This window comes from Halogeometricum rufum (assembly GCF_900112175.1).
Taxonomy (GTDB): domain Archaea; phylum Halobacteriota; class Halobacteria; order Halobacteriales; family Haloferacaceae; genus Halogeometricum; species Halogeometricum rufum.
In genome coordinates this window covers 61677-88116 of the sequence record NZ_FOYT01000002.1, presented here as the reverse complement: position 1 = coordinate 88116, position 26440 = coordinate 61677, and the positions used below count along the sequence as shown (strand labels likewise).

The 26440-nt window shown below is 60.2% G+C and carries 26 protein-coding genes and 2 pseudogenes; 15 read left to right on the top strand and 13 right to left on the bottom strand.

All coding sequences use genetic code 11. The annotated features are described in order from the left end of the window. The first annotated feature begins 55 nt into the window (after positions 1-55). The gene (locus BM310_RS09975) at positions 56-1246 is read left to right on the top strand and encodes a TasA family protein (protein WP_089807281.1); all 1191 of its coding nucleotides are present in this window, start codon (positions 56-58) and stop codon (positions 1244-1246) included. Between the two features lie 5 nt (positions 1247-1251). On the opposite strand, the gene BM310_RS09970 is transcribed toward BM310_RS09975, so the two are convergent. Continuing rightward, entirely contained in the window at positions 1252-1833 is a 582-nt protein-coding gene (locus BM310_RS09970) for an NADPH-dependent FMN reductase (protein ID WP_089807279.1), read from the bottom strand. A gap of 91 nt (positions 1834-1924) precedes the next feature. On the opposite strand from BM310_RS09970, the gene BM310_RS09965 reads away from it, so the two are divergent. Then, positions 1925-2263, top strand: a complete 339-nt coding sequence (locus BM310_RS09965) for a DsrE family protein (RefSeq protein WP_089807277.1) — start codon at positions 1925-1927, stop codon at positions 2261-2263. Between the two features lie 184 nt (positions 2264-2447). On the opposite strand, the gene BM310_RS09960 is transcribed toward BM310_RS09965, so the two are convergent. Both BM310_RS09960 and sod read right to left on the bottom strand, forming a co-directional pair. Continuing rightward, positions 2448-2864 (bottom strand): Rieske (2Fe-2S) protein, encoded by a 417-nt coding sequence (locus BM310_RS09960; protein ID WP_089807275.1) that lies wholly within the window; start codon positions 2862-2864, stop codon positions 2448-2450. A gap of 101 nt (positions 2865-2965) precedes the next feature. Beyond that, positions 2966-3565 carry a superoxide dismutase gene (gene sod / locus BM310_RS09955; RefSeq protein ID WP_089809148.1) on the bottom strand — a complete coding sequence of 200 codons (600 nt, stop codon included), beginning with the start codon at positions 3563-3565 and terminating at the stop codon, positions 2966-2968. A gap of 303 nt (positions 3566-3868) precedes the next feature. Between sod and BM310_RS09950 the strand changes: the two genes are divergently transcribed. The 7 genes from BM310_RS09950 (at position 3869) to BM310_RS09920 (ending at position 9776) form a co-directional block, all read left to right on the top strand. Beyond that, positions 3869-4720 (top strand): DsbA family protein, encoded by an 852-nt coding sequence (locus BM310_RS09950; protein WP_089807273.1) that lies wholly within the window; start codon positions 3869-3871, stop codon positions 4718-4720. Further along, positions 4720-5688 carry a glutathione S-transferase family protein gene (locus BM310_RS09945; protein ID WP_089807271.1) on the top strand — a complete coding sequence of 323 codons (969 nt, stop codon included), beginning with the start codon at positions 4720-4722 and terminating at the stop codon, positions 5686-5688. Before BM310_RS09950 ends, BM310_RS09945 begins: the two co-directional genes overlap by 1 nt. A gap of 444 nt (positions 5689-6132) precedes the next feature. After that, on the top strand, positions 6133-6549 hold the full coding sequence (locus BM310_RS09940) for a DoxX family protein (RefSeq protein WP_089807269.1): 417 nt from the start codon (positions 6133-6135) through the stop codon (positions 6547-6549). A 6-nt stretch (positions 6550-6555) separates the two neighbouring features. Further along, a complete protein-coding gene (locus BM310_RS09935; RefSeq protein ID WP_089807266.1) occupies positions 6556-7758 on the top strand; it encodes an MFS transporter in 1203 nt (400 codons plus the stop codon). Between the two features lie 42 nt (positions 7759-7800). Further along, entirely contained in the window at positions 7801-8739 is a 939-nt protein-coding gene (locus BM310_RS09930) for a winged helix-turn-helix domain-containing protein (RefSeq protein ID WP_089807264.1), read from the top strand. Between the two features lie 66 nt (positions 8740-8805). After that, positions 8806-9390: an NADPH-dependent FMN reductase gene (locus tag BM310_RS09925; RefSeq protein WP_177232590.1), complete on the top strand. Its 585-nt coding sequence runs from the start codon at positions 8806-8808 to the stop codon at positions 9388-9390. A gap of 2 nt (positions 9391-9392) precedes the next feature. Continuing rightward, the gene (locus BM310_RS09920; protein WP_089807262.1) at positions 9393-9776 is read left to right on the top strand and encodes a winged helix-turn-helix transcriptional regulator; all 384 of its coding nucleotides are present in this window, start codon (positions 9393-9395) and stop codon (positions 9774-9776) included. Positions 9777-9794: 18 nt separating this feature from the next. Here the strand turns inward: BM310_RS09920 and BM310_RS09915 are convergent. The 7 genes and pseudogenes from BM310_RS09915 to BM310_RS20960 form a co-directional block, all read right to left on the bottom strand. After that, a pseudogene (locus BM310_RS09915) lies at positions 9795-10244 on the bottom strand (A/G-specific adenine glycosylase); the annotation flags it as partial. Between the two features lie 65 nt (positions 10245-10309). Then, on the bottom strand, positions 10310-11308 hold the full coding sequence (locus BM310_RS20965) for a hypothetical protein (protein WP_143105143.1): 999 nt from the start codon (positions 11306-11308) through the stop codon (positions 10310-10312). A 76-nt stretch (positions 11309-11384) separates the two neighbouring features. Then, entirely contained in the window at positions 11385-12491 is a 1107-nt protein-coding gene (locus BM310_RS09910; protein WP_089807259.1) for a tyrosine-type recombinase/integrase, read from the bottom strand. Further along, positions 12484-13029 (bottom strand): site-specific integrase, encoded by a 546-nt coding sequence (locus BM310_RS09905; protein WP_089807257.1) that lies wholly within the window; start codon positions 13027-13029, stop codon positions 12484-12486. Before BM310_RS09905 ends, BM310_RS09910 begins: the two co-directional genes overlap by 8 nt. Beyond that, positions 13029-13466 carry a hypothetical protein gene (locus BM310_RS09900; RefSeq protein WP_089807255.1) on the bottom strand — a complete coding sequence of 146 codons (438 nt, stop codon included), beginning with the start codon at positions 13464-13466 and terminating at the stop codon, positions 13029-13031. Before BM310_RS09900 ends, BM310_RS09905 begins: the two co-directional genes overlap by 1 nt. Further along, on the bottom strand, positions 13456-13710 hold the full coding sequence (locus BM310_RS09895; RefSeq protein WP_089807252.1) for a FaeA/PapI family transcriptional regulator: 255 nt from the start codon (positions 13708-13710) through the stop codon (positions 13456-13458). Before BM310_RS09895 ends, BM310_RS09900 begins: the two co-directional genes overlap by 11 nt. 55 nt (positions 13711-13765) lie before the next feature. Beyond that, positions 13766-13996, bottom strand: coding sequence for a hypothetical protein (locus tag BM310_RS20960; protein ID WP_143105142.1), 231 nt, complete (start codon positions 13994-13996; stop codon positions 13766-13768). Positions 13997-14963: 967 nt separating this feature from the next. On the opposite strand from BM310_RS20960, the pseudogene BM310_RS21935 reads away from it, so the two are divergent. Then, a pseudogene (locus BM310_RS21935) lies at positions 14964-15338 on the top strand (hypothetical protein); the annotation flags it as partial. A gap of 96 nt (positions 15339-15434) precedes the next feature. Here BM310_RS21935 and BM310_RS20950 read toward each other — a convergent pair. From BM310_RS20950 to BM310_RS09880, 3 genes are read right to left on the bottom strand one after another with little or no spacing between them, the layout of a single operon-like run. Beyond that, positions 15435-16124 (bottom strand): DUF6339 family protein, encoded by a 690-nt coding sequence (locus BM310_RS20950; RefSeq protein WP_143105140.1) that lies wholly within the window; start codon positions 16122-16124, stop codon positions 15435-15437. A gap of 2 nt (positions 16125-16126) precedes the next feature. Continuing rightward, the gene (locus BM310_RS09885; protein ID WP_089807249.1) at positions 16127-17179 is read right to left on the bottom strand and encodes a hypothetical protein; all 1053 of its coding nucleotides are present in this window, start codon (positions 17177-17179) and stop codon (positions 16127-16129) included. Further along, a complete protein-coding gene (locus tag BM310_RS09880; protein WP_089807247.1) occupies positions 17176-19194 on the bottom strand; it encodes a hypothetical protein in 2019 nt (672 codons plus the stop codon). The genes BM310_RS09885 and BM310_RS09880 overlap by 4 nt, the downstream gene beginning before the upstream one ends. A gap of 450 nt (positions 19195-19644) precedes the next feature. Here BM310_RS09880 and BM310_RS09875 point away from each other — a divergent pair, with 450 nt between their 5' ends. The 5 genes from BM310_RS09875 to BM310_RS09855 all read left to right on the top strand — a co-directional run bounded on the left by BM310_RS09875 (position 19645) and on the right by BM310_RS09855 (position 26437). Further along, positions 19645-21432 (top strand): DUF262 domain-containing protein, encoded by a 1788-nt coding sequence (locus BM310_RS09875; RefSeq protein WP_089807245.1) that lies wholly within the window; start codon positions 19645-19647, stop codon positions 21430-21432. Positions 21433-21479: 47 nt separating this feature from the next. Beyond that, positions 21480-22532, top strand: a complete 1053-nt coding sequence (locus tag BM310_RS09870; protein ID WP_089807243.1) for a DNA cytosine methyltransferase — start codon at positions 21480-21482, stop codon at positions 22530-22532. Further along, positions 22519-24519: a BbrUII/HgiDII family restriction enzyme gene (locus BM310_RS09865; protein WP_089807241.1), complete on the top strand. Its 2001-nt coding sequence runs from the start codon at positions 22519-22521 to the stop codon at positions 24517-24519. Before BM310_RS09870 ends, BM310_RS09865 begins: the two co-directional genes overlap by 14 nt. Positions 24520-24572: 53 nt before the next feature. After that, a complete protein-coding gene (locus BM310_RS09860) occupies positions 24573-25217 on the top strand; it encodes an HhH-GPD family protein (RefSeq protein WP_089807239.1) in 645 nt (214 codons plus the stop codon). 125 nt (positions 25218-25342) lie between these two features. Continuing rightward, a complete protein-coding gene (locus BM310_RS09855) occupies positions 25343-26437 on the top strand; it encodes a DNA cytosine methyltransferase (protein WP_089807237.1) in 1095 nt (364 codons plus the stop codon). The last annotated feature ends 3 nt before the right edge of the window (positions 26438-26440 follow it).

Sequence of the window (26440 nt, the reverse complement as noted above, 5' to 3'; positions counted from 1 at the left end):
GCCGTCGCGCGGCGGGCCGCCTCTCGGTGGGGTGCGGTCGCCGCGCAGAAACACCATGTTCGGAAACGACGCAGACGACGACGGTGGTATCGAACTCTCGCGCAGGACGGTTCTCGGCGGCATCGCCGGCGTTGGCCTCAGCGCCGGCGCGGTGAGCACGGGGACGTACGCGCTGATGAGCGACGAGGAGGAGAGCGCGAACAACACGATTCAGGCCGGCGAGATGGACCTCACGCTGGGGGCGAACGTCTCGAAGACGGTGAACGTGAGCGACCTGATGCCCGGCGAGGGCGGCAAGGAGACGTTCAAGGTGAACAACGTCGGCGACGCCGACGGTGACCTCTCGGCCGCGGTGACGAACGTCCGCAACGCCCCGGGCGCGCCGAACACCGGCGCCGTGCACACGTTCACCTCCGAGGTGACGGGCTACTTCGACAACGACACCCACGACAACGTCCACGACCTCTCGGACTTCGGCGTCGACGACGCCGTGACGGCGGTCGAACTGCTGAGCAACGGCAGCACGAAGATAACCGTCGACCTGCCGGCGGAACTCGGCGCGGCGAGCAGCGGTGACAACCTCGCCCTCCTGTTCGACACCGACGACGACGGCACCGCGGACTTCCAGGTGGTCGCCAACCAGAACGGCGTCAGCTACCAGCCGTTCACGGCGAGCGGGTGGGACCAGCCGAGTCGGAGCGGGGGCAACCCGAACGGCTACGCGCTGTCGAACTCGCGGGCGTCCGGCGTCTCCGCGAGTCGGACGCAGGGGACCATCGAAGTCACGCTCGGAAGCGGCCGTCGGTCCGGCGCGTTCGCCTTCGGGGGACAGGTCGTCTACAACGGCCTCCACGACGTGAACGGGATGGGGCCGAGCGACGGCATCAACGACCGCGTCCTCCTCACGCCCGGGTTCGCCTTCGGCCCCGGATTCGACGGCGACAGCAGTCGCTACGTCACCGTCGACCCCGGCAAGGAACGGACCCTCGCCGACGTTCTCGACGTGGAGGTGCGCGTCGACACCGACGTGGACGCCCCCGAACTCGACGCCGACGACGACGGCGACCTGATGGTTCAGGGCAAGCCGACCCGCATCAAGGGCGCGGCGGGCGGGTCCAGCGCGCTCTCGCAGGGCGGTTCGAAGTACGTCGAGGTCATCTACCGGCTCCCGTACAACGCGGGCAACGTCGTCTCGAACGAGACGTGCACGTTCGACCTCGACCTGTCGCTCGAACAGTCCGTCTGAGCGGACTACTTCCCTCCCGCTCCGACGTTCTCTCCCGCCTCGAACGTCGCCGGGTCGGGTTCGATGCGCGCGTACTCGACCACCCGGCGGCCGAGGACGTGCACGCGCTTTTCTAACCCCTCGTCGGCGAGTTCCTCGCCGTCGAACTGCGAGGAGACGTGCGGGAGTGCGGCCTGATGGGGCAGGACCCACGCGTTCAGCGCCCGGCAGACCGACCGGAGGTGTTCCAGCGCGGTCACCGGAAAGCCGCCGCCGGCGACGGCGAGCAGGCCGACCGTCTTGCCGTCGAACTCGTCGAACCCGCAGTGGTCGAGCGCGTTCTTCAGCACGCCCGAGTACGACCCGTGGTAGACGGGCGTCCCGAGGACGAGCGCGTCCGCCTCGCGGATTCGCCGGGCGACGACCGCGCTGTCGCCCTGTCCGTCCTCGTCGGCGTCGAAGACGGGCAGGTCGTACGCCCGCAGGTCGAGCAGTTCGCCGGTGCCCCCCGCCTCGCGGACGCCGTCGAGAGCGCGTTCGAGTGCCAGTTTCGTGTAACTCCGGTCGCGGAGGCTCCCGCAGACGGCGACGACGTGCGTCTGTGCCATACGCGTCCGGTCGACGGGAGACGTGAAAAGTGGTCGCCGCCGCCGACCCCCCGGCACGAACGCTGAAGGACGTGGCCGCCGTCGCGCCGCTATGAACGCAGTCTTCCACCTGTCGAGCGGTGACGTGAGCGACTGGCGACACGCGCTGGCGAACGTGCGCAACCTCCTCGACGACGACACCGCCGAGACGGACGACGTCGTCCTCCTCGCCAACGGCGACGCCGTCCACCTGTTCGTCGAGGGGTCGCCGCTCTCGCGGGCGGTCCGCTCGCTCGACGGCGACGTGCGCTGTCTCGGCTGCCGCAACTCGCTGTCGGGCCGCGACATCCCCCACTCGAAACTGCTCTCGAACGTCGATACCGTCCCCGCCGGCGTCGACGAACTCACCCGGTTGCAGCACGACGGCTACGCCTATCTGAAAGTGCCGTGAGCGTCCGGGTCGGGCGACAGCGCCACCCGTCTCTCGGGCGAATCCGCCGCTGTGAGCAGACTCGTCCCGGACGGCCTCTCGGAGGGGCCGTTCGTGAACGTCCTCAGCCACGCGCTCACGATACTGCCGCTGGTGTTCCTGGGGCTCCCGACGTACGTTGCCGCGAGGCGTCGAACTCGCTCGCTCAGAAGCCGATGTGAGAGGTCGAGTCCGGGCCGTCGTCGTCTGCGACGCCGCCGTCGTGGAGGTAGGTGTAGTTGTCGTCGGTGAGGAACACGCCGCCGTCCTCGACAGTGACGTCGACGCCGGGCAGCGACGTTCCGGCGGCCTCGCCGTTGTCGCACGCGCCCGAGCAGGCGTCGAACATCGACCCGTGCTTCGGGCAGATTATCTGCCCGTCCCGCATGGCTGCGCCGTCGCCCCTGTCGAACCGCTGGTTCTCGTGCGTGCACTCGTTGACCCAGGCCTCGACGCCCGGGTCTCGCTCGCACGGCACGAGGATGAGTTCTCGCTCGTTGGTGAACGCGTCCTCGGCGGTGAACAGGTACGAGCCGACTTCGGGGACCGCTTCGACGTCCGCGATTCTCGTTCCGTCGACCATCGGCCTGTCGTACTCACCAGTTCGTCAAGAAGTCTCCGCCGGGCCGGTGCCGGAGGGTGGCGGAGACGGAAGCCCACGGCGAAAACGGAGCGTCTCGTCGCTTACTCGAACAGTTCGACGGCCTGCTCGTAGCGGCTGCTGGGTTCGTCCCAGTCGACGACCTCGAAGAAGGCGTCGACGAAGTCGCCGCGTGCGGGGCCGTAGTCGTGGTAGTACGAGTGCTCCCAGACGTCCAGTGCGAGGATGGGGTGGGTGCCCCAGAGCGCGCCCTGGTCGTGCTTGTCCACCACGACGTTGCGGAGCTGGTTCGAGAACGAGTCGTAGACGAGGAGCGCCCAGCCGCTCGCGTTGCCCGCGGCGGCCTCGAACTCGCCCTTCCACGCCTCGTAGGAGCCGAAGTCCTCGGCGATACGGTCGGCGAGGTCACCCGAGGGTTCGGAACCGCCTTCGGGCGACATGTTCTGCCAGAAGAGGTCGTGGAGGATGTGTCCGCAGCCGTTGTGCGTGACGTTGCGAATCGCGCCGGCCGACGACGAGAAGTCGCCCTCCTCGCGGTTCGACTCCAGCGTCTCCTCCGCACTGTTCCAGCCGTTCACGTAGCCCTGATGGTGAGTGTCGTGATGCCACGTGAGCACCTGTTCGGAGATGTGCGGTTCGAGTGCGTCGTAATCGTACGGCAGGGGGTCGAGTTCGTAGCTCATTGTATCGACGGCTTCCAGTTGGTCGACAAGCGGTATGAAGATTCCCTGAAGCCGATTATTGTAGCGAATCGGAGAGTTACCGAACCCGGTTCGAGCGGCCGTCCGGCGGCGCTCGCCGACGACGTCCGAGACGGTGACCCGTTCCCGACAGTTTCCGGATTCCGGCGACGCGTCTCGGCGGTGAGGACCCGTCGACGCGTGGTCCTCCACGCCGGTGTCGTTTCGTATCCTGGTTCCCCGCGGGACACCTGAGTTACTGTAGTATGCCTGAAACATTTTTCTCGGGGGACTGTAGCCGACCACATGTCGACGACAGACACGGACGGAGACCGGCCGACGGTAACGCAGTTCACGGACCCGATGTGCACGTGGTGCTGGGGGTCCGAACCCGTCGTCCGGCGTCTTCGTGTCGCGTTCGGCGAACAGATACGAATCAGATACGTCCTGGGCGGATTGGTCGAGGACTTCGGTGCGTTCCACGACGCGGCCAACGACATCACAGACCCCAGTGACGTCGCCCCGCACTGGGTCGAAGCGTCCCGACAGCACGGGATGCCGGTCGATACGGAGATATTCGAGACGAACCCCGCACAGTCGACGTACCCCGCGAGCAAGGCGTTCGCGGCCGCACGACGACAGGAGACCGAACTGGCGCATCGGTATCTGCGGCGACTCCGTGAGGCGTACACGACGGAGGTGCGCAACGTCAACGACCGCGAGGTGCAGGTGGAACTCGCAGAGTCGGTCGGCCTCGACGTCGACGAGTTCACGACGGCGCTGGACGACGGAACTGCGCAAGCGGCGTTCGAAGACGACCTCTCGCGGACGCGTGACGCAGGTGTTCGGGCGTTCCCGACGTACCACATCCGGGGGCCGGGCGGCGAGAGACGCGCGGCGGGCTTCCGGTCGTTCGAGGAACTGACGACCGCGCTGAGGGCCGTCGACCCCTCCCTGGAACAGTCGTCGCCGCCACCGATGCGACGGTTCGTCGCCGAATACGGCCCCGTAGCGACGCGCGAAGTCGCGGCGGTGTACGAACTCGACGACGGCAAAGCGCGACAAGTGCTGGCGTCTCTCGTCGACGACGGAACCGTGCGCCGCGAATCACGGGGCAACGGCTTCTTCTGGCGCTCGAACGACGGGGGTGGAGACTGATGGGCCTGCTCCACGACGGTGCGTGGGAACCCGACACCGCCCGCGACCGGTACGACCACGACACCTTCGACGACCGAGTCGAGAACTCGCGGGACGCCGAGTACCCGGCCGAAGCGGGTCGGTACCACCTCTACATCTCGCGCGCCTGCCCGTGGGCGCACCGGACGGCACTCGTCCGACGCCTCCTCGGACTCGAAGACGCCGTCTCGGTCGACGTGGTGGACCCCGTCCGCGACGACCGAGGGTGGGAGTTCGCTCCCGAGAAAGCGAACTGTACGCCGGACTCGCTGTACGGCCACGACACCCTCTACGAGGTGTTCCGCGAGGCCGACCCGACCTACACGGGGCGGGTGACGGTCCCCGTCCTGTACGACCGACGGACCGACACTATCGTCCACGAGGAGTCTGCGGCTATCGCGCGCATGCTCGCCACCGAGTTCGAGGAGTACGCGTCGGCGTCGCTCGACCTCTACCCGTCGTCGGCGAGAGCGCGTATCGACGACGCTATCGAGGACATCCACGCCGCTATCAACACGGGCGTCTACCGCGCCGGGTTCGCCGACTCGCAGGCGTCGTACGAGACGGCCGTTCGCGACCTGTTCGACGCGATGGAACGGTGGGACGAGACCCTCGCGACCCGTCGCTACGCCGTCGGCGACCGACTCACCCTCGCCGACGTGTTCCTCTTCCCGACGCTGTACCGATTCGACGCCGTCTACCACACGCACTTCAAGTGTAATCTTCGTCGGCTGGTCGACTTCGACCACCTGTGGGACTACGCCAGAGACGTCTACCAGACGCCGGGGGTCGCCGAAACCTGCAACGCGGACCACGTCAAAGCCCACTACTACCGGAGCCACGACGACATCAATCCGACCGGGTTCGTCCCGGTGGGGCCCGCGAACGACTGGAACGCACCGCACGAACGCGACGAGTCGTTCGCAGACGACGGAACCGACGAGGCGTGAACGCGAAGTGACCGACGCGCCGGCGGAGCAGACGCCGGACCGTCGGTCGGAGACGCCCGTCGAATTCGACACCGCGATTCTACTGGACGGCGTCGGCGTTCCGAAAGACTTCTCGACCACCACGTTCGCGATTTCTCGGGTCGGTGGCCGGACGACCGTTCCAGATGGTTCGAACGCTCGACAGAACAGGCCGCGTTCCTGCCGCTCGGACGTTCTTCCGGAGCAGCGGATAGAGCGAACCAGAGCCTCCACTTTCACGAACCGGGTCGGTCCCGGTATCGCACGGGAAACCTGATATAGTGTAAGTTGCCTGAAATATATTCGTCACACGTCCGTCTCTCCTCCTGCGATGATGTCACCGAACGAGGTCCGACACGCGACGGTCAGAATCGTACAGACGAACGGCGACCTTCCCACCCGTGGGCCCGCGGGAGGGGATTCCTGATGGCGTTCTCCTCGACGCTGTCCGGAACGGCGTTCCTGCTCGGTCGAGCACTGTTCGCACTCGTCGTCGGATACCTCGCACTCGGCAACCTGCTCGACCTCGAATCGTCGGTCGCGTACGCCGAGAGTAAGGGTGCGCCGCTCGCGTCGGTCACCGTTCCGCTGGGCAGTCTCGGCTTGGTCGCCGGCGCGGCGGCGGTACTCACCGGCGTCTACCCCGCAGTCGGCGCGCTGGCAGTCGTCGTCTTCCTCGTCCCGATAACGGTCGTCATGCACGACTTCTGGACCGTGACGGGACAGGAGCGACAGAACGAACGGATACACTTCCTGAAGAACGTCGGCCTGGTCGGGGGCGCGCTCGTCTTCCTGGCGCTCTCGACCGTCTCCTGGCCGCTGGCGGTCGGCATGGGGCTCTGACGGCCCGTGGGAGCAACCGAGACTTCGACGGACGCCGAGCGGTCGGGCGGCGTTCCGTGGCGCTCGCCGGTCCTGCTCGCCGTCCTCGCGGCCACGCTGATGACGCCTATGGACGTGCCGCTGATCAGTTCGGCCCTCCCCGAGATCAAGTCCGTATTCGGCGTCTCCGACGCCCGTGCCGGACTGTTCGTCACGCTCTACGCGCTCCCGGGTATCCTGCTCGCACCCGTCATCGGCGCGCTCGCCGACCGAATCGGCCGGCGCTACGTCCTCGCGGGGACCCTCGCCGTCTTCGGACTCGCCGGCACGGCCATCGCCTTCACGAGCGACTTCGCGGTGGCGCTCGGCCTGCGCGTCCTCCAGGGGTTCGCCGCCGGAAGCGTCCTCTCGGCGCTCGCGATGACGGTGGTCGGAGACCGATACACCGGTCGCCGACACGACTCCGTCATGGGCGTCACGTCGGCCATGCTCTCGCTCGGAACCGCGGCGTACCCCGTCGTCGGCGGCTACCTCGCCGTGTTCGCGTGGAACGCCCCCTTCCTCATGTACGCGCTCACGCTCCCCGTCGCTGGGCTGGTACTGGTCGCACTCGACGAGCCCGCGTCACCGCCCGGCGACGACGACCGAGGGTACGTTCGGGAGGCGATTCGTCTCGTCCCGGCCTGCCGGGCGGCCGCCCTGTACGGCGTCATGTTCGCCTCCTTCACCCTGCTCTTCGGCGGGTTGTACACCGCCCTTCCGTTCTACCTCTCGACGGCGTTCGGTTTCGCCCCCACCACGGTCGGTCTCGTCACCAGCGCCGTGCTGTTGACGACCGCGGTCGTCTCGACGCAGAACGGCAGACTGGCCGCCAGAGCCTCGACGACGACGCTCCTCACCGCCGGCTTCGCCGCGTACGCGGTCGGTTTCCTGGGTGTCGCGCTCGCAGCGACACCGCCCTCGTTGGTCGGAGCACTGCTCGTGTTCGGTGTCGGCAGCGGGTTGGTCACGCCCACGCTGTTCGCCGGACTCAGTGCGCTGGCACCCGACCACGTCCGAGGCGGCGTGATGAGTCTGCAGACGACGACAATCGGGATAAGCCAGGCCATCGGGCCGGCGCTGTTCACGCTCTTGGGCGGCGCTATCGGCTATCAGGGGACGCTCCTCTGCGGCAGCGTCGGGGCCGCCCTCGGCGCCGCGGTACTCGGCGTCCTCTGGCTCGACTCCTGACGGAACTCAATGTTTATACTCGATTGTGTCTGTGTAGCACGCATGGCCGGTGACTCGTCTGACAGGTCTCGGGCTGCCACCGACGCCGAAGCGGCGTTCATGACCCTGAGCCACGACCTCAGACTGGAGATACTGCTCGCGCTGTGGGACGCTCCGGGGTTCACGCTGTCGTTCGCCGAACTTCGGAAGGCGGTCGGTGAACGCGACTCGGGGAGCTTCACGTACCACCTCTCGGAGTTACGAGACCACTTCGTCGCGAAAACGGACGAGGGGTACGAACTCCAGTACCCCGGTCACCGCGTCCTCGACGCGATTCAGAGCGGCGTCTTCCACGAGCAGGTCACCGTCGGACCGGTCGAACTCGACGACGATTGCCGGGCGTGCGGGGGGCGGTTGACCTTCGAGTACGGCACCGATTACGTCGCCCGGATTCGATGTCCCGACTGCGGGAACCGAGCGCTGGAGTGGCCCTTCGACCCCGGCGGCATCGCCGACCGCGACGACGACGCGATAGTCGCCGCCTTCGACCGGCGAACGAGACTCGTCTGGTCGTGTGCGCTCGACGGCGTCTGCCCGTTCTGCGCCGGCCGGGTCGACCGCGAGTTGACCGGTCGGGTCCACGAGGAGGGGGCGTGTATCGGCGTTATCGAACAGCTCGACCGGTACGACGAGTACTTCGCCCGAGACCACCCCGCGGTCGTCGCCGTCGATTGCCACCGGTGCAGTTTCTACAGTTTCGTCCCCGCCGGCGTCGTCCTCCTGACGCGTCCGGCGGTTACGGGCCGACTACACGAGGCCGGTGTCGACCTGCGAGCGACGCCGCTGTGGAACCTCGGGTTCGTGGTCGACGCCGACGCCGTCGCGGTTCGAGAGACCGAACCCACGCGCGTCGAAGTCGCGGTTCCGGACGCCGACGAGTCGCTGGCGTTCACCGTCGCCGAGTCGTGCGACGTCGTTCGGGAGACGACCGCCGAAAGGTAAGGTTCGTTACTGGAACGCGTTCCACCGAGCGCTTAACAGGTCTTAGCACGTGGTTTTCGACGACAGATGAAGCTGGCAGACGACAAACATATCGTCGCACTGTGCGGTAGTCAGCGCGACGGCAGTCACACGCGCAGCGCACTCGAACGAGCCCTCGAAGCGGCCGAACGCGACGGCGCCACGACCGACCTCGTGGACCTCGCCGCGTTGGACCTCCCGGTCTTCGACCCCGACCGGAGCGACGCCGGGGACGCCGCGGAACTCCGTCGGCGCGTCCGGGCCGCGGACGGGGTGGTGCTGGGGTCGCCCGTGTACCACGGGTCGTACTCGTCCGTGGTGAAGACCGCACTCGACTACTGTCGCTTCGAAGAGTTCGAGGACACGACGGTCGGCCTCCTCGTCGTCGCCGGCGGCGGGTTCCCGACGCCGGCGCTGGAACACCTCCGGTCGGTCGCCCGAGCACTCGACGCGTGGGTTCTGCCCCACCAAGTCGCACTCCCCGACGCACACGGCGCCTTCGAGGGCGGTCGACTGACCGACGACGAACTGGCCGACCGCGTCGAGACGCTCGGAGCGTCGCTCGTCGCGTACGCTGGCGTCGAATCGTACCCCGAGACCGCGACCGAGCGCGCGGCACCCGCGGCCGACTGACCATGCCCGCCGAGACCGACTCCCGACAGCGAGAGATCGAGTCACAGAACGCGTCGGCGTGTCCAGTCGTCCGTGCCATCGAGCAGGTCGGAACGCCGTGGCGAATGAACGTCGTCTACGCCCTCGAAGGGGGGGAGCGGCGATTCAACGAACTCAAGCGAGCGACAGGGGCGCGTTCGAAGACGCTCTCGGACGCGCTCGACGAACTGGTCGAGAACGACGTCGTCGTCCGCCGGATGGAGGAGGACGCGCCGGTTGCAGTCTACTACGCCCTCTCCGCGAAAGGAGACGAACTCGTCGACGCCCTGGCGGAACTGGACCAGTGGGCGCAGGACTGGGGCGAAGCGGTTCCGGACGGACCGAATCCCCGCCTGCGAGACGACTGAGCGCGCGGTCGCACGCGACTACCTTCGAAGGCGAGCGACCGCCCCGTCTTCGGTCTCGTCGACTTCGATCAGTCCGTCGTCGACCAGGTCCGAACACAGGCCGCGAAGCCACTCCCGTCCGTGCTCGCCGTCCGGGCTGTAGTCCACGCGGATTCGGTGACCGAGCGCGTCCATCTCCATCTCCTCGCGTTCGCCGAGGAGTCGAACGATTCGCCCGCGGAACTGCCGTCGACTCCCCTCGAAACTCGGCTGCGTCGGCACGTCGGGCGCGGTGAAGTCGCCGGTCTGGTAGGCGTGACACCACTCGCGCCACGGGCACCCCTCCTCGTCGCACCGAGGCGTCTTCCCACAGGCGACGCCGCCGAGTTCCATGACGGCGTTGTTCCAGACGCGCGACGCACCGGGCGGCATGAGGAACTGCGCGACGCGTTCGAAGGCGTCGTCGTCGTCGGGAACGTCGAAGGCGCGGTTATGGGCGAAATGTATTATACCGCACTTCCACATCAAAATGGTTCTATCTTATTGACACTCGATCAAGGAAGACCAAGTGGATAGAGGCATTCTTGGCGTTTCTCATAGCAAAGTGTGTGAATGGCCATCATCGCATCTAAAATTGTTTCAAATGAGCTCCTCAGTTCTTGAATTCCAATCTCTGCAACGGAATCTTCAGAATCAACATGGATTATCTCGTCGTTCCGTGTCTCTCTTAGCTGACAGAGATCGTTGTATATACTCGAGTATTCTGTCGGGAAATGTTTCGATGTGATAACTTTTAACGCACCTTTGCACCGCTCCTCCCAAGTCCAGTATTTCTTAAGAAAATTGTCGATCGGGTTGTCTACCCAACCCGTTGCTCGAAGCGTTCGAGTAATCTCTCTCGCCAAGAGATTCTCGAAAGACGAAAAGAGCAATGTGTACAGAGCAAGGCCGTGTCCTCGATGGTAGCTTTCTAGTGCTTCACTAAGTAGAGTGACCCAGGGTGGCTGTGGGATGGTTGAACGATAAAGATGGTAGTGATATGCCACCGTGATAGTAGATGAATAATTCTCACGCTCAGAGGTGATAAATGCAATCTCACCATCGTTCGATTGAGCAATGTCTACGATAACTGCATCGTCGATTAGCAGTGGACCAGGAAACCATTGTATTGTCGTGCCATCTAAGTCCCTAATTGTTTGATTTGGCGGTTGATCTGTTTCTGAAAGTAATTTCAGGCCGATATCAAACGCTTTCCCACCAATCAGAGGGATCTCTTTTGTCTTACCGACGTCTAGCTCAATAGTCCCTACACTAGCGAATCCTCCGATTTTCACGGGTCGCCCCGGAATCTCAGAGGTAGGAATCTCTGAAAAGTACTTGAGTAGTGCGTCTTCAGGATGGATGTACTTGTTACATCTAGGACATGAAAAATCACTTGAGAAGGATTGGTAATCTGTAGTATCTATACTAGCTATAGTGCCCTTATCAAATTGATTTGAACACTCTGGACAAACTATATTGAGTTTGTCCATCGCAGCAGTTTGACTGGCCATAATGCACACTCAAAATAGAGCCTTGAATTTCTTCCTCCGAAACACTACAGTATATCATATACAAATTACATATTTGTTATATCCGAAGCTTATAGATATCCTCCCGATATCGATCTTCTATATCCTCGTACCACGCATGAATGTACGAGTCAATAGCGTCTCGCGTAGACCGAATCTTCCCACCACTCTGCCGGTCACCTCGAAGATACTTGATGAGGTCACGCGGCCACTCTCGCTCGATGCTGAACCACGTCGTGAAGTAGTGACGACCGTAGTGCGACGACACACCGCGATACCGCTCGTTCGGTCCGTACTCCGGTCGGAAGTACTTCTTCCAAACGTCGTTGATATTCGTGTGGCCGACCTTCTTACCGCCCGATTTCGAGAGGAATAGCCACGGCTCGCCGTTATCCGGCCTGCATAGCAGATACTGGAGCAGCACGCGACGAAGTTCGTCGTCAAGCGGCAGCACGCGCGGCCGCTCGGACTTGTTCCGCTCTCGGTCGTGCGGGATGAAGACCGCGTTGGGTCGTCCTTCGAGCGCCGGGTGCGTGCCCAATTCTTCGTAGTGGTCCTGCAGTTCCGCGTTGGCGATGTGGATCTCGCTCAGTTTGATGTTCGCCGTCTCTGACGCCCGGAGTCCGAGCTTGAACTGCATGACGATGAGCGCCCTATCACGGACATGCTTGACCTCGTTCTGCAGAACATTCCGAAGTTCTTCCAGCGGGATGGGACGCGGTTCCTTCGGATCGTCGCCGTTCAGGTCGATCTTTCCCTTCGCGGCGTCGAACGGATTGAAATCCGTGGGATGAGGGAATGCAGGTTCGCTTTGGAAGTAGCGGAACACTCGGCTGAGCGTACCCAACTTCACGCCGACCGTGTTCTTCGAGTTGTCTCGCTCCTCCAGATAGTAGTGAGCGAAGTCCATGACGTGGCTCGTCGTCGGAACTGCCGGGTGGCGGTCGTGACGTTCGGCCATGAACTCGCACCACTGATCGATCGGACGCTCTAACGCCTGGACCGTCCCCTTCGCGTAATCCTTCGTGTAGACCTGCTCCTCCAACCAGAGTTGGAACGGGTCTACGTCGAGCTGCTTGAATCGACCGTCGTACTCTGCCAGCGGATCGGTCGTTCGACCGAACGCCTGTGCTATCGTTTCGTGGGTCGCTTGGTTTTCACTCATCTCGTCGCTCCGCGTACCCGGGTTTGTATTCGGTCTGCCAGTACCACACCTCGCGCGTGACTCCTCCCGCGTGGGCCGCCAGTAGGAGGGGGTTGTAGACGTGCGGGTAGTCGACGTGGTGGACCAACCACGCGAAGAACGTCTTCAGCGGAGAGAGGTGCTGGTAGTAGACGGTGTTCGAGGACCGCTCTGTGACCTTGATCGAGTAGCCGCCGTCTTTGATGTGGCTCAGATACGCTTCGATGTCGTCCGGGTGAGCGAGGGCGTGGTGTCGCCCTACTTCCTCCCGCATGAACTTCTTGAAGCGGTCGCCGCACGGATACCACGAGTTCTTCTTCGTCGACTCCGCGAGGTCGTCACGAGTGTCCAAGTAGTCGCTCCACGTATCCTTCCCAGCGAACTCGGACGAGAAGCTCTCCAGTCGATATCGGCTCGGAACCTCGTCTATCGACTTGTACACGCCCAGCCAGTATTCGACATCTCGCTCTCCGATTTCGTTGGTAGCGCGGTCAGAAGTGTCGGTGTCACCTCGGGCCATCAGGAACGGTCTCCGGTGGCCGGGTAGTAGCCTTCGTCCTCGTACCGGAGTTCGTCTCCTTCGAGGTCACCGAGGTGGGTAGTTACTCGGCTCGGGACGGTCTCGATGAGGTGCTGGATGATCTCGTCGTACGTCGCGCCCGGGTTGTCGTCGACGTAGCGTTTGATGGTCCGGCGCTCTCCGTGGTAGACCATGTCCTCCAGTTCTCGAACCCGACTCCGCGTGTGGTCGAGTTCGTCCTTCAGTTCCCGTCGCTGATCTCGGAGCTCTTGGTTCGTTTCGTCGGGTTCGACGGCGGCGGTGAACTTCTTCATCCCCGCCTCGACCATCGCTTCGATGAACTCCGAAGTGGACATCCCCATCTCGTTCGCGCGGTCTTGCCACCGCTGATACTGCTCCTCGCTCGGATACGTCGCTGCGTGACGGCTATTCGCCATCTTCGTTCACCTGCCACAGAATCGATCGTCCAACTTCGCGCGAGTCGACTCGCCCTTCGTTTTCGAGGTCAGAGAGGCGATAGTTCGCTGTCCGTCTCGAACAGCCCACTTCGTCTGCAATCTCCTTTGTCGATCCTGAACCACCTAATCGGTCTAGTGCGCTGAGGAAATCCTCCGGAGCGTATCTCGTCGAGAACTTCCCCTCGTCGTCCCGTTCGTCACCGTCTTCGTGGGGATTATCCATTTCTAATGTAGGCAACGGACACATCTGACATAACCGTTTCCTCAATTCGCAACGGCTATGCCGATGTGTACTCTCTGGCTTCTGCTGGGATGAGGTCGATTTCGCCGTCGACGAACCGCAGCCTCACGACATCCGTTTTCGCCGGGTCAACACCGACGGCTGCGAGTTCGCCTGGAGTGAAGAATAGGGCGACCCCGATCGCGACCCCGTTCGCATCTCGCGCGATACGAGCTTCTCGTCCCTCTGGCTCGTTGTAGATGATGTTCGGCACTCGGTTTTCAGCCATCAATCCATCAACTCCAGCGTGAACCGCTCCAGAGAATCGTTTGGATAGAGTACCTCGATGCGATCGGGATTCTTACTAATGTAGTACTGAATCGCACGTCGCACCATTTCTGATTTCGTATTGTCTGATTCTTCGATCGCTGCTTCGAAGAGCTCTGCTTTGTCGACTGGCAGCCGACCTGCGAATGCTCTTGACGTGTTCGACGTCATCGCCGTGAGAGAGCCGAATTGAGTATTTAGAGGGCCAATTAGAATTGGGGATTGGTGAATTGGTGTTCAACAATTTGGGACACCGAAAGAACAGTATCCAGAGACTGGGCACAACTGCGTTAACGATACTGCATTCTTCCCGAGTTTTTGAGTGGTCTTTGTGCAGACTACGCCAATTGCAGTTGCCACTTTCAATGTTCGTCACCAATTCTAGTCGCGATCCCTGCATCCAGAGGCAATAGACGGGATTCGGGTGCCATCGAGCCGTAATAGGATGGGAATCGTGCTTCCAGAAAAGGCATGAATGCCACGACTCGGACCAATTGATTGGGCTAAGTCGGAAGAGTTCTCAGTACCTGTGAAGGGAGAGGGTCTGCTTCTATAGAATGGAACGCCAATGGAGGTGTGTAACCGCGGGGAATACGCTCATCGTCAAGCCGGGATTGGTTCCGACAACGGAATTCTAGTGAGCCTCTCTAGATTGAGAGTAGGAATATTCACACTAAGCACGGTGTGGAACCCGAAGCGGAAGCAACATCAATATCGGATTTTGAATCTACTGCTCCTCCGGCAACAACTGTAGAGGAGTTAAGCAACGTTCAGGCATCTGAGCAGGATGTAACAGAGTGTTACAGCGTAATTCGGGACTTTTTGATAGGGAGTTCGCTAGATCTTCCTTGTTAGCGGGGAAACGGTGCGTAACAGGCGGTTACACGTGAGTACGAAAGTTCATATTCAGAGTATCTGACATTCTGTCAATATATCGGTTTACCACCAGCGAGATTGATCGTGAGCGGGCCCACCAATAGCAGTCATCTAAGGTGCAGACGATTTGGATGTGAAGCGAATCGGTAACCTCGGGGAGTTCCCATTCCACGAGTTCTGTCGCGAATACTCGCCTGTGGAGATGTGGGAGTGGAAGAACAAGGAGCCCATCCGTCGATTCAACCTACAGAGAAGCTCTGAGCACGACTTTGAGGTCTTTGGCTACAAGTTGACGTGAAGACATCTCGGGACGTTTCCGCGCCCTTACTGGTATCTTTAGTCAAACGTGATCCGGCAACGTTATCGTTGGTGATTCTGGCACCGGAGAAAGCGAAGAGAACCCGATGCTGCTCGGTTGGGACGGCTTGAGACACTCATAGCGAAGACGAGTGCCGTGATGACCTCAAGCGCAATTTGGGAGATACTCCCTATTGGTCTGACCGCGTGCTCAGGGGAGAGTAGACCTATCCTTCCTCTACTTCGTCTACCAGTCTAGCGATTCCCTCTTCGGACATGAGTTCAAGTGTGTAAAGAGACAACTCGTTCCGCAAGTTCCTCGTCGTCTTACTAATTCGGGATGACGGCTCACCATCTAGTTCGTCAGTTACGACTTGAGCTGCAGACTCGCATCGGGCGAAACGACGGTCCAATATGTCGTTCGCGAGTTCGCCTTGGCTGAACAGGGTGCGTGTACGGCTGTAGTCGTCTCCTTCGTGTGTCAACTCGGCACCCCACCAGAGCCGATGGATAGCGTTGGAGTAGATATTCGTCCCGCCGGCCAGGAACTTCTCAACGATGTTTCCACCTGTGTCCCACCGGTCGTAGACGAACTCCCGGAACCGGAAAACACAGAGCCAATGCCAGAGTCCATCGATAGCCGCGTCTCGACGGTCGATATCTATCCGCTGATGGACCTGTGGGGCCGCGTGGGCGTCAATAGTGGTTCCACGCGACCGTCCCGATACGACGTCGCCTTCAGCTATTGCTGCTTCCAAATCGTCCTCTAGACCGTCAAGATCCGCTTCTAGATTCGGAATTTCGACGACATTCTCCTCAATATCGTCTGGGAGCTTTGAAACGTGCTCTCCTTCCTTCAGGTGCTTTTTGACGCGGTAGTGGCCTTCCGGTGTGAGTCGTTTAAGTTGTTCCGCCATGGTTACCTCCGATCAATCAGGTTGAGCAGGGACATCGCATCGCTCGGGGGGTTAGTCTTCGTCTGGACGGCGTCATCAATATCCTGAATCAGTCTCCTTACTCGTTCAGGGGAACTTGTATCCTCCCGTAGATTCGTGACTGCGTCTTCGTAGTCTATCTCCTCACCGTACAACGGCTCTCTGAACTTCTCTATCACGGCTCGTTTCCACTCCTCTTCGGGCACATCTCCGTCGTCAGAGATACCAGCGGCCGCTTCGAGGATGAGCTGTGGCCAAATCTGCGACTCGATGTGGTTGTAGAGTACCTCACGGGCACTAGCCTCCCACCCCTGGTTGCTATCCGAATTGAGACAAGCTACGATCCGCTCGTGATCAGAGTTGACGAAGATCCGTGGAGGGTTCCGTTCGAAGTCGACGAATACGAGGTGATCCTCGTCTGGGAAGTCGTCGTCCTCGCTAAATTTCTTCTCGCGTGGTTGGAGGAGGCTCCCCAGAGACCCGACGTGGTCGAGCTCGATGGTCCAGAGATCTCCTTCTGCCATCCTATGACCCTCGTTTGTCGCGTAGTTCTCGTCTGTCCCTGTGGAGTCAGAGCGAGCGAGGGCTGGGTTCAGGACGACCGAATCACGAAGGTCCTCCTTCTGCAGCGTAACAGAGAGTTCGTACGTGTCTGCACCGTCCACCGTCACGGTCTCACTAACATCGCGAAGGATTGTGGAACGACAGAAGTATACGATACCCAGGATTGCGTGTGATCCATCTTCGTCAGAGGGAACTACAGTATCGTAGAGGTCGTCGGTGACCGTCACTTCGAAGTTCAACTCCAACTCGTCCCAGTTTCGACCGACGAGCCGGCCGCGAGATTCTACGTCCAGTGCTAACGACTCGCCTTCGGATGTTTCGTTCCCAACGAGTTCCCACTGCAGCCCCTCTGGGTCGTGCGCGTGGGGGAGTTTAGAGGCTCTAAGGTTCCCTGAACGCGTCTCAAGCCCCGAGAAGTCGAAGCTAGAGAGATCGGCCACAGAGTCACCAGACGCGCCCTCCGAGTCGCTCACGACTCGTCCACCTCTTGAACGGTAGCGTTGATGTTCAGCCGTGTCTGTAGCCGCTCTCGGTCAACGACTGTTCGGCCAATGAACTTGATCGTGTCTACGTGCGTAGGTGCCCTCAGGAGTGCTTCGGATCCCGTGTCGTCAACGTATACGTCGTCGTTCCCACAACTCACGACTCCGACAGGTATTTGATCGATAACGTTCCCCTCCTCACTAAGCTGTTGGATCGTGACTCTGAGTTCCCAGATCCCGTGAGGATGGACACCGACGTTGATGTCTCCCTCGAACGACCAACGGCCCTCGTTGTGGTCGAAGGTGACACTACGATCACCTGTGACAGTCGGAGAACCACCGCCGCCGCCACCTCCACCACCTCCGCCACTACCGCCACCACCGCCACCACCGCTACCAGACCCCCCTTCTGCTCCGGCTTCGGGGAGAGATAACCGTTCTGCCAGTCCTGCAGCGACGAACTCTCCTCCCTCTCGCGAAACCTGGACCAAAGATTTCAATGCCTCAGTGATCAAATTCCTCTGAAGGTTGTTGATGCAAGAAGTTGCGTCGTCTTCGGCGTACTTCTCAAGGAGGTTTCGGGTCTTCTCCCAATTTTTGTGAGTCGGGGGTTCAGCAGCCGTGAGCAAGTCTTCGATATCTCGGTCTGCCTGGGTCGATTCACCGTTCCATGTCCGTGCGTTTCCAGCCAGGACGACCCCGTGGAATGTGCGGTCGCCGTAGACGATCCGGTTTCGATTGTAGTACTTGACGACCATCCCCGGCCCTCGGACGAGCGCGACGCGATTCTTCAGGCCGAGGTCACGCTCCGGGTCGGCGAGCCGTGCATAGACGTTGATTGGACCATCTTCGGTCGCTGGATCCTCTTCCTCTTCAGTCTCTCCAGGTTTCTTGTCCGGGATCTCGAACGTCGGTGAGGTGACTGCGATGTCGCCTGGTTTGTCCAAGACGTCCACCGTTGACTCTCTACTCCGAATACACTCGACGAACGGGATCACTTCTTCGCACTCTGTGGTGTCTACCACACGAGTATCCGAATCAGTCTCGATGTTGACCTCCAATGAACCGCGGAGCATGGCAGGCCAGAACCACTTTGAGGCCTCTTGGGCGATGTCGTCCGCTAGGTCTTCAACGTTCGGCTGATTATCGGATCCAGGCGGGCAGAATCCCAGTACGGAAACACTAGTTCCCTCCCTCTGTGGTGTGGGAACCCCAATCTGATTAACTATACTCTCGGCTTCGTCACCCCATGCCGAGAGTGGTCGGCCTGGGTTCTTCCCCCACTTGTACCTTGTCTCTCCGTCTGAGTCGATTCGCACGTCCCGTTCGCTCTCGTCTAAGTATCCAAAGAACCCCCTGCCTAGGTAGCGATACTGGTCGTCGTCAATCTCGTGGGACGGAAGTTGGGTTCGAGCTATGAGACGTGGTGGCTCGTTGCCATTGCAGTCTCTTGGGTGGGAAGTGAAGAGTACGGTTGAGAGCCCAGACCAACTCCAGAGAACGGCCTTGCCTAGTCCGTAGCTTCCGCCAGCGCCGGATTCCTTGTTCTCGGTGACTAGGTCATCAAGGACTAACGCAGAGAAGGGTCCACTACCACCTTCCGCACCGAAGAGCCCGTGTGTGTTCGTGTCTGCGACCGTCACCATCAGCAGACTACCGTCATCTTCTAACTCATCTAGAAGACGGGCGAGGGCATCATCTTGTCCAGAGTCCGCGACCGTCTGAAGGTGATCTTTGAGGTACTCTTCGGTCTCCGAGTCACCGTCAATCTCCTCACTCCAATCAACCGCAGCGAAGAGGTCTTGGAGGTCTGAACCAGAGTACTCCTTCAGGTGGTAAGTAACGCTCACCGGCTCGTCTTCGTTCTCTGGGCCGGCGTCGTTCGCGTTCTGGAGGGTCTCTCGGACGAAGTCCTCAAGATCGTTCTCGAAGGCGTACGCCGCTGGATCCCCTCCCGACCGGCCATCCTCGGTAGAGGCCCGGCTGAACTTCCATCCGAGACTCATCGGTCAGTTCTCGCGATACTAAAGCGGCCTACAGTCAACCTCTGTGTGCTGCCAATTGACAGGAGTGGACATCTAGAAGCGCGAAACACGACGTCATTCGGAAAACGTCGTCTCCAATATGGATTACCATCGTCTGTCACAATTTGCCTTTCGATTGGTTCGGTATAGTATATATTTGTGGGTCGAAAAATCAACCGACAGTAGGCGATGGACCGGAACCGGTATAGTCTACGTTAGAATCTCCGAGGTTGATTCTTTTCTTATCGTCCTCACTTCTCTCCCTACCTTCGTAGTAGTCGGAGTAGTCCACACGTCCCTCAGAGGTTCGTATCTCGAACGTAGGAGTAGTAGACATACTTGTCGAGATGGCGAAATAAGGCTACTGTTGGTCTCTTAGAACCATCAAGCTCTCGAAAGGACTATTAGCCATACTTGACACTCACATTCATCGTGAGCGGAAGTCAGATCGACGCCGAGGAAGAGTTCGTCCACAAATTGTATGGAGAAGATTACCTCTACCAGATCCCCAAGTTCCAACGCCCCTTCTCGTGGACAGAGGAGAACTTCGTCGATCTCGTCGACGACTTGACTGACGCATACGAGTCGAACGCCGAGATACATGGCGACCTGTTGAACTCGAACCGAAAACTCGACAAGTCGCGCACCGAGGCCTACGAACCGTACTTCTTGGGGAGCATCATCTTGAACCGAGGAGGGTCGACCGGCGATAGGTTCGACGTGATCGACGGTCAACAACGGCTCACTTCTGTGGCTATCTTGCTCTGTGTCCTCAGGGATAGACTCGAACATCGAGGCTGGGCGACCTCGCTGGATCGATTCGTCCAAGAGGAAGAAGACTTCGCCAAGGGACAAGAAGGATCGGTCAGGCTCCGAATCCGCGACCGTGACCAGTCTTTCTTCGAGAAGAACGTGCTAGAGCGCGGTGCGACGCTCGAACCTGCCGACCCCGCAGACGGTGATACGGAACCCCAGCAGAACATCCTCCAAGCGGTCTCTACCTTCGACGAACGGCTCCAAGAGTGGGTGAACGAGGGGAACGACCTGACCTCGTTAGCCGCGTTCATCCCACAGCGTGTCGTAATGGTCCGAATCATGACCGACTCGCTGAGTTCTGCGTTCCGCCTGTTCAACGTCACGAACGCCCGGGGGATGCCCCTTAACAACGCCGACCTGCTTAAGAGCGAGAACCTAAGCCAGATCCCCGAATCTGACCGCGACGAGTACCAGCGGAAGTGGGAAGACATGGAAGAGGAGGTCGGCAACGAGGGACTCGAACGGTTCATCGGCTACATGCGCCATATCTTGGTGAAGGACAAGTCTCGAAAGTCGATCTACGACGAGTTCAGCGAGGTCTTCACGAAGGATCCGAGTTATCGTGGACGAGACTTCGTCGACGAACTCGGACAGGTATTCGACGTACACCGCGAGCGAGTCTACGACGCCGAACTTCACGCGGACGACGAGCACAAGAACGTCTACTACGCGAACCTCGTCTCGGTGATGCGGGATTTCTACCCCTCCGACGAGTGGGTCGTCGCCCTGATCGAGTTCGACAAACAGTTCGACGACGAAGGCCTCCTCTTCGAGTTCGTCCGCCACCTCGAACGGCGGCTCACGGTCGATTGGTTGACCGGCGCGTCGAGTAGTGACCGCTACTCACGAATCTACAGCATCCTCAGAGACATCGAGTCGGCCGACGGTCCGAGAGAAGCCCTCGACTCCACTCACCTCGTAGACGGCCTCCGTGACGACAGAGAGGACTTCAGAGAGGCGCTCAACCTCCGTAACTTCTACCGGAAGGGGAACTATCAGTGGCCGAAGTACATCCTGATGCGACTCGACATGGAGCGGTTCGACAACCGTAACGTCAAGATCCAGTACGGCCAGAACATCAACGTCGAACACATCCTCCCACAGAACCCGAATAGTGGGTACTGGACGCAGCGGTTCAGTGACGAGCTGGAACGCGAGAAGTGGACGAACCGTCTGGGGAACCTCGTGCTCTTGGACGGTCGCAAGAACTACAAGGCGAGTAACCGGCCCTTCCCCAAGAAGTACCGAGAGTACTTCGAGAAGAAGAGTGACTTCGCGATAACGAACGAGCTGTCCGAACTCGACAGTTGGACGCCGAAACGCCTCAAAGAGCGTCACGAGAGGCTCGTGGAGGAGTGTATCGAACACTGGGTCGACTCTGCAGCCGAGACGAACGTGGTATAAGTACCTATGAATATGGCCCATACGATGCATTCTGGAGGGATCTGTCGATGAGTCCCGACGTGGCCGCAGTCGATCTCTTCTGTGGTGTCGGGGGTCTGACCCACGGTCTCGAACGGGCAGGGATACCAGTCGCCGCCGGTATCGAGATCAATCTCGACTGTGAGTACGCCTACGAGGAGAACAACGACGCCGAGTTCGTCGACGAAGACGTATCTGAACTCGAAGCATCGGATCTGTCAGAACTATATCCGGATGGGGCTACGAAGGTACTCGCTGGTTGTGCACCCTGCCAGCCGTTCTCGAACTTGAACAACGGGACGGACACGTCGGTCCGCGACGACTACGGGCTCCTCGAGAGCTTCGGAGCCCTCGTCGAAGACGTCCAACCCGAAGTCGTCACGATGGAGAACGTAGCCGAGGTGAGGAACGAATCGGTCTACTCCGACTTCGTGAACACCTTGTTCAGGGAGGGGTACCAGATCTGGTTCGACAAGGTCAGCTGTCCTGACTACGGTATCCCACAACGACGCCACCGTGTCGTCCTACTAGCCTCGAAACTCGGCGACATCTCGTTGATAGATCCTACGCACGATCCTTCCGACTACCCGACGGTCCGCGAGGTGATCGGGGACTTACCACCTCTCGAAGCGGGCGAGGAACATGCCGAGGACCACCTTCACAAGTCGCGGACGCTCGTAGAGCGAAACCTCAAACGAATCAGACAGTCGCTCCCGGGAGGGACGTGGCGAGACTGGGATCAAGAATTGCTCCTCGACTGCCACCGGAAGGAGAGCGGACGCTCGTTCGACTCTGTGTACGGACGAATGGAGTGGGACGCCCCAGCCCCTACGATGACGACTCAGTTCTACAACTACGGTAGCGGCCGGTTCGGACATCCTGAGGAAGATCGAGCCATCTCGCTTCGTGAGGGGGCGATGCTACAGACGTTCCCGGAGGATTACGCCTTCGTCGAGGAAGGCGAAGAAGTGGAGTTCAAGAAGGTCGGACGGATGGTCGGCAACGCCGTCCCCGTTCGACTCGGCGAGGCGATCGGACGCAGTATCGCAGACCATCTGGAGGTGCACGATGTCGCAGCCTGATATCGACGGCTCCGAACGGGACGACGACTCGCCCTACAAGATGTCCCTCAGCCTCAACGTGCTGAACCACCTAGGCCTGAACCTCTACAGTAACGTCCCCGCGGTGTTATCCGAGGCAGTCGCGAACGCGTGGGACGCCGACGCGGAGAACGTCGACGTCGACATCTACCCCGACGACGGTCGTATCGAAATCGTCGATGACGGGCACGGGATGGACGCAGGTGACGTGAACGAGCGGTACCTCAGGGTCGGGTACCGACGACGACGTGACGAGGAACGACCGAACCGGACTCCCGAACACGGACGGCCGGTCATGGGCCGAAAGGGCATCGGTAAGCTCTCTCTGCTCTCGGTGGCGGAGACTGTCGACGTCTACACCGCGAAAGACGGTGACCGAAACGCCTTCCGACTGGAGCTGAGCGAGATCGAACGCGCCATCGGCGAAGAAGAGTCTTCGTCGGGTGCACCACAACGGCAGTACGTCCCGAGGCCGCTAGACGACTTTCCGCCCGGATTGCGAGAGGGGACGAAGCTCGTCCTCTCTGACCTCACGAAGCGTATCCACACGACCGAGCACGCACTACGGAAACGACTCGCCCGACGGTTCAGTATCCTCGGTTCAGAGTACGACTTCACGGTCCGTATCAACGGCGAGGAGGTGACCGTGACGGACCGCGACTACTTCCACAAAGTCCAGTTCCTCTGGACGTTCGGTGACCACCACTACCGTGAGTACTGCCGGGACTCCAAGCTCGAACATCACGAGGAGAGAGGTGGCGAGACCGAGAACGGATACGAGATCTCTGGCTGGATCGGTACCGTAGAGAAGCCGAACGACCTCGTCGAAGACTACCCCGGACAGAACACCGACGCGGACGACCTCAACAAGGTCTCCTTGATGGTCCGCGGCCGGATGGCGAAGCCAGACCTCTTGGAGAGCGTCAACGATAGCCGGATGTTCACGAAGTACCTCGTCGGCGAGATACACGCGGACTTCCTCGACTACGACGACGAGGACGACATCGCGACGTCGAACCGAGAGGACGTCGTCAAGGAGGACCCACGGTACCAGGATCTCCTCGACTTCCTGCGAGTCGAACTAAGTCACATCGCCGGGAAGTGGAACGACCTCCGGAACGAACAGGAGTCTCGAGAAGCCCGTAAGATCGGTGCGATCGACATGTGGTACGAGAGTCTCGACCCCGACCAGCGCGACCGCGCTCAGAGTCTCCTCGGCAAGATCGGCCGTATGTCGCTCGAAGACGAATCGGACCGGCGAGAGCTCTTCAAGTACGGCGTGCTGGCCTTCGAGAACATGAAGTACAGAGACAAGCTCGAGGGGATAGACGACCTGAGTGAGAGCGACGAACGCACCGTATCTCGCGTCCTCTCGGATTTGGACGACGTCGATTCGTCGCAGCACCACCAGATGCTCTCCCATCGAAAGGAGGCAGTAGACGCGTTCCTATCTCGCGTCGAAGAGGGGGGCGTAGACGACGAGATGCACGGGCACCTCGTGGAACATCCTTGGTTACTCGACCCCTCTTGGGAAGAGACGCCAGTAAGCGCGGACATCCGACGAGGTGTTCAGAGGCGGTTGCGGGAGGTGACCGGCGACGACGGATCCGGAGTTCGATGCGTCCGGACCGCAGTAGGGTTCACACTGGTCTCGCTTCGCCATCCGACCGAGCCTGCGGGAACTGGACTCCTCGAACTCGTCGGCACGTTCCAACGGGCACTCGACGTCGAAATCGAAGAACGAGACCGGGACGCACAGTCGACGAACATCGTCTTCGTCGTTCCGGACACCGACGCGTGGAACGACTTGGAGGGGATGCTCAAGAGACAAGGTATCGTCGTGAGGAAGTACCACGACCTCCTAGAGGAGACTGCAGACACCTACGAGGCACGTATCTCGGACGACTCTCGCGCCGGGCGCGTCTCCCGTCTCTTGGATCAGATCGACGACGGTAACGTGTTCGACTGACGTTCACCTCACGCCGAACTATTTGTACCAATAGGGAACCAACGTCCCTTATCGTGGACGAGTCGCGTATCGAACCGTTCAGAGCCGGTCTCCTCGATTGGGCCGAGGACAACCTCCGTCAGTTCCCGTGGAGAGACCTAGACGCTTCACTCTACGAAGTGTTCGTCGCAGAGTTCTTCCTCACACAGACGCCTGCAGCGAACGTCGCGCGAGTCTACCCGCGATTCTTGTCCGAGTTCCCATCGTTAGACGCGATCCGCTGTTCGGACGTCGAATCGCTCGTCGAAGTCATCGAACCACTCGGCTTCTACAACATGCGGGTAGAGGCATTAGACGAAATTGCTACGTCTTACGACTCTCTGCCTCGTGATGCGGACGAACTCACGGAGTTAACTCGCGTCGGCGACTACGTCGCCAACGCGACGGTGTGTTTTGCACTCGATCGACAGGTACCGATACTCGACCGGAACGTCGACAGAGTGTACGGCCGAGTGTTCGGCGACGATTGGCCAGACACGAAGCGGGAACAACTCGAATTTGCAGACAAGGTCCTCCCACCTGAGCAAGCGAGGACGTATAACCTTGCTCTCTTGGATCTCGGGGCGGCCGTCTGTACTCCGACACCGAAGTGTCCTGAGTGCTTCGCGAACAGGTTCTGTGACTACTACGAGACACAGTACGCCGGAGTTGATGGTTAGTGAATCAACCTCTGTTCTCTAGATCCATCAATTCGACCGAAGACCTCGTCCGCCGATGACGCCCGACAGAGACTTCCGAATACGAATAGTTTATCCCTCACCTCGAACACTTTCCGCGTGAAAAGATGAAGGTATCCGCCGTCGACTTGTTCTGTGGCGCTGGGGGCCTCACCAACGGGCTCGAAGCCGCAGGTATCTCGGTCGAGGCGGGTTTTGATAACGACGAGGACTGCGAATACGCCTACGAGGAGAACAACGACGCAGAGTTCGTCCACAAAAACTTAGCCAAAGTTGCTCGTGATGAGCCTACTCTCATCGGAGAGTATCTGGACGACGACGCAGATGCGACGCTCATCGCAGCTTGTGCACCTTGTCAGCCGTTTTCTCCATTAAACCACGGAAAAGAGAGCAGTGATCATGCGATGTATGGTCTCCTCTCTCACCTCGCTGCGATCATTGAGGTGGTAGATCCCGACTTCGTCGTGATGGAGAACGTATATGAGGTGAGGCGAGCCGAAGTCTACGAACAGTTCATAGATAAGGTTCAGAATCTCGGTTACAACCTAAATCCCAGGGACGACAAACGTGTCTACTGCCCAGAGTACGGTATCCCTCAGAAACGTCGTAGATGGGTCGTGACCGGTTCTAAGGAGGGACGGTTAGATCTCGGCACCCCCCCGATTACAGATGAGAGTGACTATCCTACCGTAAAGGAGGCTATCGGTCACCTTCCGAAAATTAAGGCAGATGGCGAGCATCACCCAAACGATTGGCTCCATACTGCCCGAGAGCTTTCGGAAGAGAATCTTGAGCGAGTGAAGCAGTCCAAACCCGGGAGAACGTGGCGAGACTGGGATGACGATCTTCTGCTGGAATGCCACAAGCAAGATAGTGGAAGTACCTTCGACTCCGTGTATGGCCGTATGGAACCAGACGAACCAGCACCGACGATAACGACCCAATTTTACAACTTGGGTTCTGGACGGTTCGGACACTATGACACGGATCAGAACCGTGCGATCTCGCTCAGAGAAGGTGCGTTGCTCCAGACGTTCCCCGAGGATTACGAGTTCGCGGCCGAGTACGACGACCTCGGCATAACGAAGTACGGCCAGTTAATCGGGAACGCGGTCCCACCGGACCTCGGAGAGATCATCGGTCGCCGAGTGCTGGAATTCTTGCGAGGAGAAGATCGTCAGACTACGATCACCGATTACTGACCG